Raw genomic sequence first — 14,804 nt, forward strand, 5'->3', positions numbered from 1 at the left:
TGTTAAACTAAGTTACTCTTAGTTTAATTTTGCTAAGATTGTATTAAAAGTTTCGCTTGGACGCATTGCTTTGTCAGTTAACTCAAAGTTAGGGTGATAGTAACCACCAATAGCTTGAGGTTTACCTTGAGCAGCAATTAACTCTTCATTGATTTTTGCTTCATTCGCATTTAAAGCTTCAGCAATAGGAGTAAAGGTAGCTTTTAATTCAGCATCTTTATCTTGATTTGCTAATGCATTTGCCCAATATAACGCTAAATAGAAATGCGAACCTCTATTGTCTATACTTCCAATTTTACGAGCAGGCGATTTATCGTTTTCTAAGAATTTTTCAGTCGCTTGATCTAATGTTTCTGATAAAATTAAAGCTTTTTGATTACCAAAAGTTTCACCTAAATGTTCGAAGGAAACACCTAATGCTAAAAACTCTCCTAATGAATCCCAACGTAGATAGCCTTCTTCAATAAATTGTTCAATGTGTTTTGGAGCTGATCCACCTGCGCCAGTTTCAAATAATCCACCGCCATTCATTAATGGAACGATTGATAACATTTTAGCTGATGTTCCCACTTCTAAAATTGGGAATAAATCGGTTAAGTAATCACGTAAAACGTTACCAGTAACTGAAATTGTATCTTGACCTTTAACGATTCTTTCTAATGAGAATTTAGTAGCATCAACAGGATTCATAATACGAATATCTAATCCAGTTGTATCGTAATTTTTAAGATACAGATTTACTTTTTCGATGATTTGTCTATCATGAGCTCTGTTTTCATCTAACCAAAAAATTGTAGGAACTCCAGTAGCTTTGGCTCTGTTTACTGCTAATTTTACCCAATCTTGAATTGGTGCATCTTTCGTTTGACACATTCTGAAAATATCTCCAGCTTCAACCGTTTGACTCATTAAGATATTTCCGTTTGCATCTTTCACATTAACTGTTCCATTTGCTGACATTTGGAAAGTTTTGTCATGCGAACCATATTCTTCAGCTTTTTGAGCCATTAAACCTACGTTAGGAACACTTCCCATTGTTTTTGGATCTAAAGCTCCGTTAGCTTTACAGAAATTTATTGTTGCATCATAAACACCAGCATAACATCTGTCTGGAATAATTGCTTTTGTATCTTGAGATTTACCTGCTGCGTTCCACATTTGTCCAGAATTACGAATCATTGCTGGCATTGAGGCATCAATGATTACATCTGAAGGCACGTGTAAGTTTGTAATTCCTTTATCAGAATTTACCATCGCTAAAGCTGGTCCGTTTTCAATTGCAGCATTTAAAGCTGCTTCAACTTCAGCTTGTTTAGGGTGTCCTGCAATCTTTGCATAAACATCACCTAAACCATTTTTAGTATCTACGCCAAGTTCAGCAAATAAATCTGCATATTTAGCAAATACATCTTTAAAATACACTTCAACGAAAGCACCAAATAATAATGGATCAGAAACTTTCATCATAGTTGCTTTTAAGTGTACAGAAAATAATACACTTTTTGCTTTAGCATCAGCAACTTGTTCAGCAATGAAAGATTTTAATTTGTTCATATTCATTACCGACGAATCGATAACTTCTCCTGCTTTTAATGCAGAACTGTCTTTTAAAATTATTGTATTTCCGTTGGCATCTGTAAATTCAATTGAAAAACTCCCAGCATCTGCCACAGTAACCGATTTCTCAGTTCCATAGAAATCTCCATCATTCATACTTGCAACATGAGATTTAGAATCACTTGTCCATGCTCCCATTGAATGTGGATGAGCTTTTGCATAGTTTTTAACTGCTTTTGGAGCTCTTCTATCAGAGTTTCCTTCACGTAAAACGGGATTTACAGCTGAACCTAAAACTTTAGCATATTTTGTTTTAATAGCTTTTTCTTCATCTGTTTTTGGATCTTCCGGAAAATTTGGGATATTGTATCCTTGCGATTGTAATTCTGCAATAGCTTCTTTTAATTGAGGAACTGATGCAGAAATATTTGGCAACTTAATAATATTAGCTTCAGGAGTTGTAGCTAGCTGGCCTAGTTCTGCTAAATGGTCACCGATTTTTTGACTGTCATTCAAAAACTCAGGAAAATTTGCTAATATTCTTCCCGCCAACGAAATATCACGAGTTTCTAGGGTAATATTAGCTGGTTTGGAAAAAGCTTTAACAATTGGCAAAAATGAATGTGTAGCCAACATTGGAGCTTCGTCTGTAATCGTATAAATAATTTTGGTTTGATTTGACATATAGTTTGTTTTTATTTAGACATAATAATTTACAAGCCACGCAAATATAAGAAAATAATGAGGATTTATTAATGACGCTTGTTGGCTATATGGTATTATTTAAGAATTGATAAAAAAAGGATTTCATTTTAAGAATTTAATAATTTTTGCTTAAAATTTTTATAAATAAAAAAAGGTTGAACTATATGTCCAACCTTTTTTATGAATTTTAAAGTGAAGATTAATATCTTCTTTCTTTAATTTTAGCTTTTTTACCAGTAAGTTCTCTGAAGTAGAAAATACGAGCTCTACGAACTTTACCTCTTTGGTTAACTTCAATTTTTTGTAATGCTGGCATGTTAACAGGGAAGATACGCTCTACACCTACAGAACCAGACATTTTACGAATTGTGAAAGTTTCAGTTGCACCAGAACCTCTTCTTTGGATTACAACACCTTTGAAGAACTGAGTTCTAGTTTTTTCACCCTCTTTAATTTCATAGTACACAGTGATTGTGTCTCCTGAGTTAAATTCAGGGAAATCTTTTTTTGCTACAAATTCGCTGTTTACGAAATCTACTAAATTAGCCATTTTTTCTAATTATAAATTGTTGAATCAGAGTAACATACACGTACTTCGCCAGAGGTTAGTCCAAATGTGGATGCAAAATTAATAAATATTTGTAAATAAGCAAGTTCTTCGTGCTATTTTTTACTCTTCAAGTAAATCAGGACGCCTTTCTTTGGTATGTTCATACGCTTTTTGTTCACGCCATTTTTCAATTTCTGGGAAATTTCCGCTTAATAAAATGTCTGGAACCTTTAATCCTTTATATTGAGCTGGTCTTGTGTAAATGGGATGTGATAATAAATTATCTTGAAAACTATCTGTCAATGCTGAAGTTTCATCGCTTAAAACACCTGGAATCAATCGTATTAACGCATCGCAAAAAACAATTGCACCAATTTCGCCACCACTAAGAACATAATCGCCAATAGAAATTTCTTTAGTAATGTGCATATCACGAACGCGTTGATCTACACCTTTGTAATGTCCGCAAAGAATAATAATATTCTTTAACATTGACATTGAGTTTGCCATTTTTTGGTGTAAAGTTTCGCCATCTGGCGTCATATAAATCACTTCGTCATAATTACGCTCTGATTTCAATTTAGAGATACACAAATCAATTGGTTCAACCATCATAACCATTCCAGCGCCACCACCAAATTGATAATCATCTACATTTTTATGCTTGTTTGTGGAATAGTCTCTTAGGTTGTGAAAGTGAACTTCTACTAATCCTTTTTGAATAGCACGTTTCATAATAGAACCTTCAAAAGGACTTCGCAATAAATCTGGTAAAACTGTTATAATGTCAATTCGCATTCCGATACTTTTTCGATTGCAAATTTATAACAATTGATTTTATAAACTTATACTCCAAATTGTTTTAGGTGATTATCGAGATAATTCCAAACAAATTTATCCCAATCTGTATAAGTCATTTTACCCCAAAAAGGATGATGCATCTTCATAATAGCATGTTTCCCTTGATTGCCTAAACGATTAATTTTTTGGATTAATTCTAGTTTAAGTTCAAAAATATTTAGTTCTTTAGGGTGTTTTCTGTAGTAATAATCGTGACTTTCTTGTGTTAAAGCATTTTTTATAAACTGATTTCTAAAGAGTTTACTTAATGTTTTTTTTAAACCGCTTACTTTAATGTCTTGTTTGCCAAAAGCTATATCTAATTCTATTAACATTTGACGATATAACATTTCGGCTGTTAAATTACCTTCTAAAGTTTTCGAATTTTCATCTAACAAGTCGATTCGTTCAATTAACTCACGAGTGTCATAAGAATTATAAATACTTTTCATAAGCCATTCATTATAGTTAAACATTCACAAAATCAAGTAAAATTAAATACAGAGAATTTCGATTCAAAATCGGGAGAGTGAAAATATTGAATTTGAGTGATTTAACGATAAAAAATCGATTAAAATCAAAAAAAGCAGATAATAGTAATAAATTAATTTATTTTTATAAATTACTGTAAAATAGTTACTTAACAATCGAATTGTTTTAGATGATGATTTAAATGCATATAGTGTAATTTGTCCCATTCTTCATAGGTCATTTTACCAAAAAATGGATGTATTTGATTTTTAATTGCAGTATGTCCCTCCAAAGCAAATCTTTTTACTTTTTCAATCAATTCTTTTTTTGAAGCTTCAAAATCATAACTTTCTTTTCTTATAAAGGCAGGAGCTGTAGGGCTATTTTTTTTAAATTCTGGACTATTTAAGATTTTAGATTTTAGCATTTTACCTAATAATCGCATTACAAAGTTTGCTTTTAATGGTAAAGTTCCAAACGCAACATCAATTGGAGCTATACAATGACTTAACATTTGATCTACAGTCATTTTTCCCCATTTAGCCTTAGATTCAATTGTAAGGTTATTTATTCTGTTTATAATTTCTTGATTATCTGCTGGGTTAAAAATTGATTTCATAATTTATTTTTTTGTTGCGATTAAGCTAAATAACATTGGAATTTTATTATCCATATGTTTGATCCTAAATTTCCCTTTTTCAAATTCTATCGTTTCGTTGAAGCAATTATAAGGTGAATAATCATATTCTTTAAAGTGTTGAATTTGGAGCCCTTGATTAATTAAACTTGAAAAAACTTCTGAGAGTGAATGATTCCAACCAATGTAATCTGTTTTTATATCAGCCTCTTTATTGGCATAAGTTCCAGTGTATTCTTCAATAATTGGTTTTTCATTATGATAATGATATTTTATTTCTTTAAAATCATCATCAAACATCCAAAGCACAGGATGAAATTCAATAAAAATTAATTTTCCACCAGTTTTTAAACTTTTTGAAATTACGTTAGCCCATTTATCTAAGTCGGGTAACCAACCAATTGTTCCGTAACTTGTGTAAACAATATCAAATTGTTCGTTTATGTGTTCTAAAGTATCGTAAACATTACAACAAATAAATTTAGTATCAAGGTTTAAAGCTGAATTTATCTTTTTGGCTTCATCTATTGCTTTATCCGATAAATCGATTCCTGTAACTTTTGCGCCCATTCGAGCCATAGAAATAGAATCTTGACCAAAATGACACTGCAAATGTAAAATTGATTTATTAGTTATATCTCCAAGTATTTCTTGGTCAACTTCGGGCAATGAATTTTTTCCTTTTAAAAATTCTTTTTGGTTATAAAAATCTGAAGCCAAATGAACCGGAACTTTATTGTTCCAAGTTTGTTTGTTGATTTCAAAGTAATCTTGATTTTTCATTTGAATATAAAATCGTAATTTTGCAATCAAATTTAATTATTAAAGCAATGCAAGACGGAATTTACGCAAAATTTAATACACCAAAAGGCAGTATTTTGGTAAAATTAACTCACGATAAAACACCTGGGACTGTTGGAAACTTTGTTGGTTTAGCAGAAGGTCAATTAGAAAACGATGCAAAACCAATGGGAAAACCATATTATGATGGTTTAAAATTCCATAGAGTTATTCCAGATTTTATGATTCAAGGAGGGTGCCCTCAAGGAACTGGAGTTGGTGGACCTGGATATCAGTTTGACGATGAGTTTCATCCAGAATTAAAGCACAATGGACCTGGAGTATTATCAATGGCTAATGCAGGACCAGGAACTAATGGTTCACAGTTCTTTATTACGCACGTTGAAACAAGTTGGTTAGATGGAAAACATACGGTTTTTGGACACGTTGTAGAAGGACAAGATGTTGTTGATGCCGTTGCACAAGGCGATACTATTGAATCTATTGAGATTGTTAGAGTTGGAGAGGAAGCTAAAAACTGGAATGCTATTGAAGCTTTCAGAAAATTTGAAGGTTCTCGTGAGCAACGTTTAGCTGATGAAAAAAGATTAGCCGAAGAAGCTTTAGAAAAATTAGCAGCTGGTTTTCAAAAAACTGAAAGTGGTTTGCGTTACCAAATTATACAAAAAGGTAGTGGTAAACAAGCTGAAAAAGGTAAAAAAGTATCAGTTCATTATCAAGGAGCATTAGATAACGGACAAGTTTTTGATTCTTCATACAAAAGAAAACAACCAATTGATTTCACCTTAGGTGTTGGTCAAGTAATTGAAGGTTGGGACGAAGGAATTTCTTTATTAAAAGTTGGTGATAAAGCTCGTTTTGTTATTCCTTCGTATTTAGGTTATGGAAGTAGAGGAGCTGGTGGCGTTATTCCTCCAAATGCAACATTAGTATTCGATGTAGAATTAATGGACGTGAAATAGTTTTTAAACTAACTCTATAAAATAAAATATATCCCAAAACTTAATGTTTTGGGATTTTTTTATGATAAAAAATTATATTTTTACACAAAACCAATCAAAAAATGAAAACAAAATTATTAAGTACCATAGCTATTGCAGCTTTGTTAGCGTCATGTTCTTCGAGTAAAAAAACAGTAGAAGCAACTGAAGCAAAACAAATTAAATTGACTCCAGAATTGGCTGAAGGAAAAACTTTATTTGAAAACAATTGTGGAAAATGCCATAAATTATTCAGTCCAGATGATTTTACGAAAGAAGAATGGGAGCCAATTGTGAGTCGTATGCAGAAGAAAGCAAAGATTACTGATGAACAAAGAGATTTAGTTTATAACTATTTAGTAATGAATAAATAATATTTTGGCTCGAATTTTGTCTTTAAAGTTTAAGTCAAATTTTTAATATGAAAAAAATCTTATCAATTTTACTTTTTCTGTATTCTATTTTCTCATTAGGACAAATCCAACATTGTGGTTATGATTTTACATCTTACATAGTTGTTGATGTTCATGAAAACGGAAAAACTGAAAATATTAAAGATTTAACAATTTCAATTGTTAATGAAAAGGGAGAAGATATTTTAAATGTTGGAAATGTTTATAGTTGGAATGGAGCGAATAAGCCTTTGGTATTTACCCAAAATTACCTAATTAATAAAGAAAACGAAAAAGAAAGATACTTTTTTCCGTATGCAAAAGATCAATATTTTTTATCTGTGAATAATACATTTCCAGCTGATAATTTCAGTGTTAAAATACAAGATAGTAAAGGCTTGTATAAGCCTCAAATAGTAGCGTTGCAGAGTTTTAACATGTATATTTTATGTTCTTCAGAAAACGAAAAGGCTAAGATGTTTGGTAGACGAACAAATAGTCCTGTTGAAGTTATTTTAGAAAAAAACTAATATTTAAAATTTGGATATTTAAAATAAAAGTATTTAAATTTGCAGAGTTAAAATAACAGAAAATATGTTTTTAAATCAATTACATCATCATCATCATTTTTTCCACGCTCAAGCGATGTAGTGATGTTATGTAATTAATCATATATAAAACTAGTAACCCGTTTGAGTACATCAAGCGGGTTTTTTATTTACTGATAGTTTTAAATCTCCTTGGTGTACTCATTTTAAAAATTAATTAAATTTAAAATGAACACGTTAAAAATTGCTATTCAAAAATCAGGTCGTTTACACGATGAAAGTATCCAAATTCTAAAAGATTGTGGTATTTCAGTTTATAATGGAAACGACCAGCTTAAAGTTACTGCTTCTAATTTTCCTTTAGAAGTGTATTATTTACGAAATTCAGATATTCCTCAATATTTAATAGATGGAGTTGTAGATGTAGCTATAGTTGGCGATAATTTGTTAGTTGAGAAAGGAGCTAATATTCAAGTAGCTGAAAAATTAGGTTTCTCTAAATGTAAGGTTTCGGTAGCAGTTCCTAAGAATTTCGAGTACAATTCCATCCAAGATTTAAACGGATTACGTGTGGCAACTTCGTATCCAAAAACTGTTGTTGACTATTTTACATCAAAAGGAATTACGGTAGATATTCACCAAATTTCAGGTTCAGTTGAAATTGCTCCAAATATTGGACTTTCCGATGTCATTGTGGATATCGTTTCTTCTGGAAGTACACTTTTTAAAAACGGATTAAAAGAAGTGGAAATCATTTTAAAAAGTGAAGCTGTATTAGCGGTTTCACCAAAAATTTCAGATGATTCAAAAATATTATTAGAAAAACTTCAATTTAGAATTCAATCCGTTTTGCGTTCAAGAAAATCAAAATACATTTTAATGAATGTTCCCAATGATAAAATTTCAGAAGTAAGTTCTATTCTACCTGTTTTAAAAAGTCCAACAATTATGCCTTTAGCAGAAGAAGGTTGGAGTAGTCTACATTCCGTAATTGATGAAGGGCAATTTTGGGAAGTTATCGACCAACTAAAACAAGCAGGTGCAGAAGGTATTTTAGTTTGTCCAATTGAAAAAATGGTATTATAATTTTAAAACTCACAACTATGCAAATCATATTTAACCCCAAAAAAGAATCTTGGTCAGAATTATTAAAAAGACCCACACAATCCTTTGAAGATATTGAAGAAACCGTAAAAGGAATTTTTAAAGAAATCCAACAAAAAGGAGATGTGGCTGTTCAAAAATATACGTCTTTATTTGATGGAACTTGTATTGAAAATATTTTAGTCTCTCAAGAAGAAATAAATGAAGCTATTTCTTTAGTTTCAAATGAATTAAAAGAAGCAATTGAAGTTGCAAAAAATAATATTTATAATTTTCACACAGCTCAAAAAACTGAAAAACTTGAAGTTATCACAACCAATGGAGTAAGTTGTTGGCAAGAAAAAAGACCCATTCAAAAAGTAGGCTTATATATTCCAGGCGGTTCAGCACCTTTATTTTCTACCGTATTAATGTTGGCTTTACCAGCTCAAATTGCTGGTTGTAAAGAAATTGTGCTATGTACACCACCAAATAAGGAAGGAAAAATAAATCCAGCCATTTTATACACAGCTCAATTATGTGGCGTGACAAAAATCTTTAAAGTTGGTGGTATTCAAGCTATCGGTGCTTTGACATTCGGAACTGAAACGATACCTAAAGTCTATAAAATTTTCGGACCTGGAAATCAATTTGTAACTGTGGCTAAGCAATATGCAACCCAATTTGGTGTAGGTATTGATATGCCAGCTGGTCCAAGTGAATTATTAGTATATGCAGATGAATCAGCAAATGCAGCTTTCGTTGCTTCTGATTTATTGAGTCAGGCAGAACACGGAAAGGATAGTCAAGTAATTCTAGTTACAACGTCAAAGGATATTCTTAAGAAAGTTGAAAATGAAATAACAAAGCAAATTGAAGAATTACCACGAAAAGAAATTGCTAAAGTTGCTATTGAAAATTCTAGGCTATTTTGCGTTACAAATGAAAAGGTAGCTTTAGAGTTAATAAATGAATATGCACCGGAACACTTTATTGTTTGTTCAAAAAATGAAGATTTCTTTGTTAGCGGAATAGAAAATGCGGGTTCTATATTTATTGGAAATAACACACCTGAAAGCGCGGGAGATTATGCTTCAGGAACCAATCATACCTTACCAACAAATGGTTATGCAAAAACATATAGTGGCGTAAATTTAGATAGTTTTATGAAGGCGATGACCTTCCAAAAGATTACTGAAGAAGGAATGCTAAATATTGGAAAAAGTATTGAAATCATGGCTGAATCAGAAGGATTACAAGCACACAAAAATGCAGTTTCACTACGTTTAAAAGAACTAATAAAATGAAAAGTTTTGATTTAAATAAATTGGTGCGTTCAAATGTGAAAACTGTAAAACCGTATTCTTCGGCAAGAGACGATTTTAAAGATTTTGAACAAGAAATGATCTTTTTGGATGCAAATGAAAATCCGTTTTCAAATGGAATGAATCGTTATCCCGATCCGCAACAAAAAGAATTAAAATACATACTTGCCGATAGAAATAATGTATCTAAAGATAATATCCTTATTGGAAATGGAAGTGATGAAGTTTTAGATTTACTTTTTAGAGCCTTTTGCGAACCTAATCGTGATAATATTATAACCTTACCCCCAACTTATGGTATGTATAGCGTTTTAGCGGGTATAAATGCAATTGAAAATAGAGAAGTTTTACTAACAAATGATTTTCAACCAAATGTAGATTCAATTATTCAAGCAATTGATGAAAATACAAAAATCATTTTTTTGTGTTCACCTAACAACCCAACAGGTAATTCGTTTTCAGATGAAGCAATCTTAAAAATCATGAATAATTTCAACGGATTAGTTGTTATTGATGAAGCTTATATCGATTTTTCAAAAGATGAAAGTTGGCTTAGTGTTTTAGCGGATTGTCCAAATCTTGTAATTACACAAACGCTTTCAAAAGCTTATGCAATGGCGGGTTTACGAATAGGTATTCTATATGCATCTACAGATATTATTTCAATTATAAATAAGATAAAACCGCCTTACAATATTAATATTCTCTCTCAAGAATCAGCATTAAAAAAGTTGGAACAAAGTACAATGCCTTTTCAAGTTAAAAAACTAATATCAGAGAGAAAAAAACTGAAAAAAGAACTTGAAAAAACCTCTTTTGTAGAGAAAGTTTTTCCTTCCGACGCCAATTTTATTTTAATAAAGGTTGATGATGCCAATTATCGTTACCAACAGTTTATTGATAACGGAATTGTAGTTAGAAATAGAACGAATCAGCCATTGTGTGAAAATTGTTTGCGAATTAGCATTGGTTTAAAAGAAGAAAATGAAAAATTAATCCAGGTTATTAAAAAAATAGATTATGCTAAAGAAAATATTGTTTATTGATAGAGACGGAACCATGATTAAAGAAGTGTCGGATTTTCAAATCGATGCTTTTGAAAAAATGTATTTCTATCCGAAATGTCTAACCTATTTGGGTAAAATAGCTAGAGAATTAGATTATGAATTGGTTTTAGTTACCAATCAAGATGGATTAGGGACTACAATTTTCCCGGAAGATACTTTTTGGCCGGTTCATAATTTCATCATTAAAACATTTGAAGGGGAAGGAGTTGTTTTTGCCAATCAATGTATCGATAAAAGTTTTCCTGAAGATAATGCACCTACACGCAAACCTAGAACAGGAATGTTAATAGAATATATAAATAATCCTGACTATGATTTGGAAAATTCTTTTGTGATAGGTGATCGAATCACTGATGTGGAATTGGCTAAGAATTTAGGTTGTAAAGCAATATTCATAAACGATGGAATTCAAGCAGGAACAAATGAAGTTGAAAATTCATTAGAAGAACTTCAAAAATCAATTGCTTTAGAAAATAATGATTGGGAAAAAATTTATGAATTTTTAAAACTACAAGATCGTTCGGCTTCTATAATTCGTAAAACAAATGAAACAGATATTGCCATTACCTTAAATCTAGACGGAACTGGAAAGAGTACTATTGATACAGGAATTGCCTTTTTCGATCATATGTTAGACCAAATAGCACGTCACGGACAAATGGATTTAGATATTAAAGTCAAAGGTGATTTAGAAGTTGATGAACACCATACCATTGAAGATACAGCTATTGCTTTAGGAGAAGTTTTTTCAAAAGCTTTAGGTACTAAATTAGGAATCGAACGCTACGGATTTTGTTTGCCTATGGACGATTGTTTAGCACAAGTAACCATCGATTTTGGAGGTAGAAATTGGTTGGTTTGGGATGCTGATTTCAAACGCGAAATGATTGGTCAAATGCCAACCGAAATGTTTTATCACTTTTTCAAATCTTTTACTGATGGTGCAAAAGCAAATCTCAATATAAAAGCTGAAGGTACAAACGAACACCATAAGATTGAAGCTATTTTTAAAGCCTTTGCTAAAGCAATTAAAGTGGCTGTAAAAAGAGATCCAGAAAAAATGATTTTACCTTCAACTAAAGGAATGTTATAATGAAAATAGCCATAATAGATTACGGAGCTGGAAATGTACAAAGTGTATTATTTGCTTTAAATAGATTAGGGTATGAAGGTGAAGTTACTTCAAATTGGGAAGTTATTTCAAATGCCGATAAAGTTATTTTTCCTGGCGTTGGCGAAGCTTCAAGTGCAATGAAAATGATTCTGAATTTAGGATTGGATAAGTTAATTCCAACGTTAAACCAACCTGTTTTAGGTATTTGTTTAGGTATGCAATTGCTATGTAATTACTCTGAAGAAGGAAATGCCAAAGGTTTAGGAATTTTTGATATTGATGTTGTAAAGTTCACAAGCGAAGTAAAAGTTCCGCAAATGGGCTGGAACACGATTAAAAATTTAAAATCAGATTTGTTTAAAGATATTAAAGAAGACGAATTTATGTATCTAGTTCATAGTTACTATGTTCCAAAATGTGAATATGCAATCGCTACAACTGAATACGGAATAGAATATACCACAGCAATACATAAAGACAATTTTTATGGCGTACAATTTCACCCAGAAAAAAGCGGAATTTATGGAGAGCAAATATTAAAAAACTTCTTAATTCTTAATTCTAAAATCTAAATTCAAAATGAGAATAATTCCAGCTATAGATATCATCGATGGAAAATGCGTAAGGCTATCGAAAGGTGATTACAATACAAAAAAAATATATAACGAAAACCCATTAGAAGTTGCCAAAGAATTTGAAGCATCAGGCATTCAGTACTTGCATTTAGTTGATTTAGATGGTGCAAAATCGAGTCAAATTGTGAACTACAAAGTTTTGGAACAAATAGCTTTAAAAACTTCATTAAAAATTGATTTTGGTGGAGGCATTAAAACCGATAATGATATTAAAATCGCTTTCGAAAGTGGTGCGAAACAAATTACCGGTGGAAGTATAGCTGTAAAAAATCCAGATGTTTTTAAAAAATGGATTTCTGAATATGGAGCTGATGCTATTATCCTTGGCGCTGATGCTGCTGATGAAAAAATAGCTATTTCAGGTTGGTTAGAAGAATCTACTGAAGAAGTTATTCCATTTATTCAAAAATACCAACAAGAAGGTATTGAATATGTTATTTGTACAGACATTTCTAAAGATGGCATGTTACAAGGTCCAAGTTTTGATTTATACAAAAAGATTTTAGATTCTGATTTGTCAAATCGAGCGGAGTCGAGATTAAAATTAATCGCTTCTGGAGGAATTTCCACTTTCGACGAACTACCAAAATTAGTAGAATTAGGTTGCGAGGGAACAATAATTGGAAAAGCAATTTACGAAAACAGAATCAGTTTAAAACAATTAGAAAATTACATTTTAAACAACTAAAAATGCTAACAAAAAGAATAATTTCATGTCTGGATATTAAAAACGGACGCACCGTAAAAGGTATTAATTTCTTAGAATTGCGCGATGCTGGCGATCCTGTAGAGTTGGCAAAAAAATACGCCGATACCATGGCGGATGAATTGGTATTCTTAGATATTTCAGCTACAGAAGAACGCAGAAAGACATTAGTCGATTTGGTAAGAAAAGTAGCCGAAACGATAAACATTCCCTTTACTGTTGGTGGTGGAATTTCTTCTGTGGAAGATGTAGATATATTGTTGAGAAATGGAGCCGATAAAGTTTCTATCAATTCTTCGGCAGTAAAAAGACCTCAATTAATAAATGAAATCGCAGCTAAATATGGAAGCCAGTGTACAGTTGTAGCTATAGATGCCAAAAAAATTAATGGCGAATGGATGGTACATTTAGTTGGTGGTAAAGTTCCAACTGAATTGAATTTATTCGATTGGGCTAAAGAAGTTGAAGAAAGAGGCGCAGGCGAAATTTTATTTACTTCTATGAATAACGATGGAACTAAAAATGGCTTTGCCAATGAAGCTTTGGCTAAACTTTCTGAAATTGTAAATATTCCAATCATAGCTTCTGGTGGTGCTGGAACTATGCAACATTTTGCCGATACTTTTATCGTAGGAAAAGCTGATGCTGCTTTAGCCGCAAGTGTTTTTCATTACCACGAAATTGATATTCCAGAATTGAAAGAATTTTTAAAACAACAAAATATTAACATTAGACTATAATTGTCCCCTTGAGGATTATTGCGAAAGCAATAGAGGGGTGTAAAAGAATATAATTATGATAAATTTCACAAAATATACAGACGGTTTAGTACCAACAATAATTCAAGATAATGAAACCAAAAACGTATTAATGTTGGGTTTTATGAACCAAGAAGCATTAGATAAAACAATAACCACAAAAAAAGTAACTTTCTTTAGTCGTACTAAAAATAGATTATGGACAAAAGGCGAGGAGAGTGGCAACTTTTTAAACTTAGTAAGTTATGCGATTGATTGTGATAACGATACGTTGTTGCTAAAAGTAAATCCTATGGGGCCAACATGTCACAAAGGTTCTGATACTTGTTGGAACGAACAAAACAATCAAGAGTATGGGTTTTTATCAAAATTAGAAAACACAATTACAGCGCGTAAAGAAAACGCTTCAGCTGAAAAGAGTTATGTAGCTTCTCTTTTTGAAAAAGGAATAAATAAAATCGCCCAAAAAGTTGGGGAAGAAGCCGTTGAGGTCGTTATTGAAGCAAAGGACAACAATGACGATTTATTCTTGAACGAAAGCGCCGATTTATTGTTTCACTATTTAATTTTATTGCAAGCAAAAGGTTTTCAGTTAAATGATGTAGTAGATGTATTGAAGGGAAGAGAGAAGTAAT

The 14,804-nt window shown here is 31.6% G+C and carries 17 protein-coding genes; 11 read left to right on the forward strand and 6 right to left on the reverse strand.

All coding sequences use genetic code 11. From position 1 onward, the window contains the following. Positions 1 to 18: 18 nt before the first annotated feature. The 6 genes from KK2020170_RS08285 to KK2020170_RS08310 all read right to left on the reverse strand — a co-directional run bounded on the left by KK2020170_RS08285 (position 19) and on the right by KK2020170_RS08310 (position 5,543). Complete coding sequence (locus tag KK2020170_RS08285) at positions 19 to 2,241, reverse strand: NADP-dependent isocitrate dehydrogenase (protein WP_221257867.1); 2,223 nt, start codon at positions 2,239 to 2,241, stop codon at positions 19 to 21. Positions 2,242 to 2,461: 220 nt separating this feature from the next. Continuing rightward, positions 2,462 to 2,812 (reverse strand): 50S ribosomal protein L19, encoded by a 351-nt coding sequence (gene rplS, locus KK2020170_RS08290; protein ID WP_221257868.1) that lies wholly within the window; start codon positions 2,810 to 2,812, stop codon positions 2,462 to 2,464. A gap of 120 nt (positions 2,813 to 2,932) precedes the next feature. Next, positions 2,933 to 3,610, reverse strand: a complete 678-nt coding sequence (trmD, locus tag KK2020170_RS08295; protein WP_221257869.1) for a tRNA (guanosine(37)-N1)-methyltransferase TrmD — start codon at positions 3,608 to 3,610, stop codon at positions 2,933 to 2,935. Between the two features lie 47 nt (positions 3,611 to 3,657). Further along, positions 3,658 to 4,104 carry a hypothetical protein gene (locus tag KK2020170_RS08300; RefSeq protein WP_221257870.1) on the reverse strand — a complete coding sequence of 149 codons (447 nt, stop codon included), beginning with the start codon at positions 4,102 to 4,104 and terminating at the stop codon, positions 3,658 to 3,660. Positions 4,105 to 4,292: 188 nt separating this feature from the next. After that, positions 4,293 to 4,742: a DUF1569 domain-containing protein gene (locus KK2020170_RS08305; protein WP_221257871.1), complete on the reverse strand. Its 450-nt coding sequence runs from the start codon at positions 4,740 to 4,742 to the stop codon at positions 4,293 to 4,295. A 3-nt stretch (positions 4,743 to 4,745) separates the two neighbouring features. After that, positions 4,746 to 5,543 carry a class I SAM-dependent methyltransferase gene (locus KK2020170_RS08310; protein WP_221257872.1) on the reverse strand — a complete coding sequence of 266 codons (798 nt, stop codon included), beginning with the start codon at positions 5,541 to 5,543 and terminating at the stop codon, positions 4,746 to 4,748. A 47-nt stretch (positions 5,544 to 5,590) separates the two neighbouring features. On the opposite strand from KK2020170_RS08310, the gene KK2020170_RS08315 reads away from it, so the two are divergent. The 11 genes from KK2020170_RS08315 (at position 5,591) to hisIE (ending at position 14,803) form a co-directional block, all read left to right on the forward strand. Continuing rightward, a complete protein-coding gene (locus KK2020170_RS08315) occupies positions 5,591 to 6,523 on the forward strand; it encodes a peptidylprolyl isomerase (protein ID WP_221260016.1) in 933 nt (310 codons plus the stop codon). Positions 6,524 to 6,624: 101 nt separating this feature from the next. Next, complete coding sequence (locus KK2020170_RS08320; RefSeq protein ID WP_221257873.1) at positions 6,625 to 6,915, forward strand: cytochrome c; 291 nt, start codon at positions 6,625 to 6,627, stop codon at positions 6,913 to 6,915. 47 nt (positions 6,916 to 6,962) lie between these two features. Next, complete coding sequence (locus KK2020170_RS08325) at positions 6,963 to 7,463, forward strand: hypothetical protein (protein ID WP_221257874.1); 501 nt, start codon at positions 6,963 to 6,965, stop codon at positions 7,461 to 7,463. A gap of 246 nt (positions 7,464 to 7,709) precedes the next feature. After that, complete coding sequence (hisG, locus tag KK2020170_RS08330) at positions 7,710 to 8,567, forward strand: ATP phosphoribosyltransferase (RefSeq protein ID WP_221257875.1); 858 nt, start codon at positions 7,710 to 7,712, stop codon at positions 8,565 to 8,567. A 17-nt stretch (positions 8,568 to 8,584) separates the two neighbouring features. Beyond that, complete coding sequence (gene hisD, locus KK2020170_RS08335) at positions 8,585 to 9,871, forward strand: histidinol dehydrogenase (RefSeq protein WP_221257876.1); 1,287 nt, start codon at positions 8,585 to 8,587, stop codon at positions 9,869 to 9,871. Continuing rightward, the gene (gene hisC / locus KK2020170_RS08340) at positions 9,868 to 10,935 is read left to right on the forward strand and encodes a histidinol-phosphate transaminase (RefSeq protein ID WP_221257877.1); all 1,068 of its coding nucleotides are present in this window, start codon (positions 9,868 to 9,870) and stop codon (positions 10,933 to 10,935) included. The genes hisD and hisC overlap by 4 nt, the downstream gene beginning before the upstream one ends. Beyond that, positions 10,910 to 12,049 carry a bifunctional histidinol-phosphatase/imidazoleglycerol-phosphate dehydratase HisB gene (gene hisB, locus KK2020170_RS08345; RefSeq protein ID WP_221257878.1) on the forward strand — a complete coding sequence of 380 codons (1,140 nt, stop codon included), beginning with the start codon at positions 10,910 to 10,912 and terminating at the stop codon, positions 12,047 to 12,049. The genes hisC and hisB overlap by 26 nt, the downstream gene beginning before the upstream one ends. Further along, a complete protein-coding gene (gene hisH, locus KK2020170_RS08350) occupies positions 12,049 to 12,642 on the forward strand; it encodes an imidazole glycerol phosphate synthase subunit HisH (RefSeq protein ID WP_221257879.1) in 594 nt (197 codons plus the stop codon). Before hisB ends, hisH begins: the two co-directional genes overlap by 1 nt. Positions 12,643 to 12,649: 7 nt before the next feature. Then, positions 12,650 to 13,393 (forward strand): 1-(5-phosphoribosyl)-5-[(5-phosphoribosylamino)methylideneamino]imidazole-4-carboxamide isomerase, encoded by a 744-nt coding sequence (hisA, locus tag KK2020170_RS08355; RefSeq protein WP_221257880.1) that lies wholly within the window; start codon positions 12,650 to 12,652, stop codon positions 13,391 to 13,393. A 2-nt stretch (positions 13,394 to 13,395) separates the two neighbouring features. Further along, positions 13,396 to 14,151, forward strand: coding sequence for an imidazole glycerol phosphate synthase subunit HisF (gene hisF, locus KK2020170_RS08360; protein ID WP_221257881.1), 756 nt, complete (start codon positions 13,396 to 13,398; stop codon positions 14,149 to 14,151). A gap of 52 nt (positions 14,152 to 14,203) precedes the next feature. Beyond that, the gene (gene hisIE, locus KK2020170_RS08365) at positions 14,204 to 14,803 is read left to right on the forward strand and encodes a bifunctional phosphoribosyl-AMP cyclohydrolase/phosphoribosyl-ATP diphosphatase HisIE (protein ID WP_221260017.1); all 600 of its coding nucleotides are present in this window, start codon (positions 14,204 to 14,206) and stop codon (positions 14,801 to 14,803) included. The last annotated feature ends 1 nt before the right edge of the window (position 14,804 follow it).

This window comes from Flavobacterium okayamense (assembly GCF_019702945.1).
GTDB lineage: Bacteria > Bacteroidota > Bacteroidia > Flavobacteriales > Flavobacteriaceae > Flavobacterium > Flavobacterium okayamense.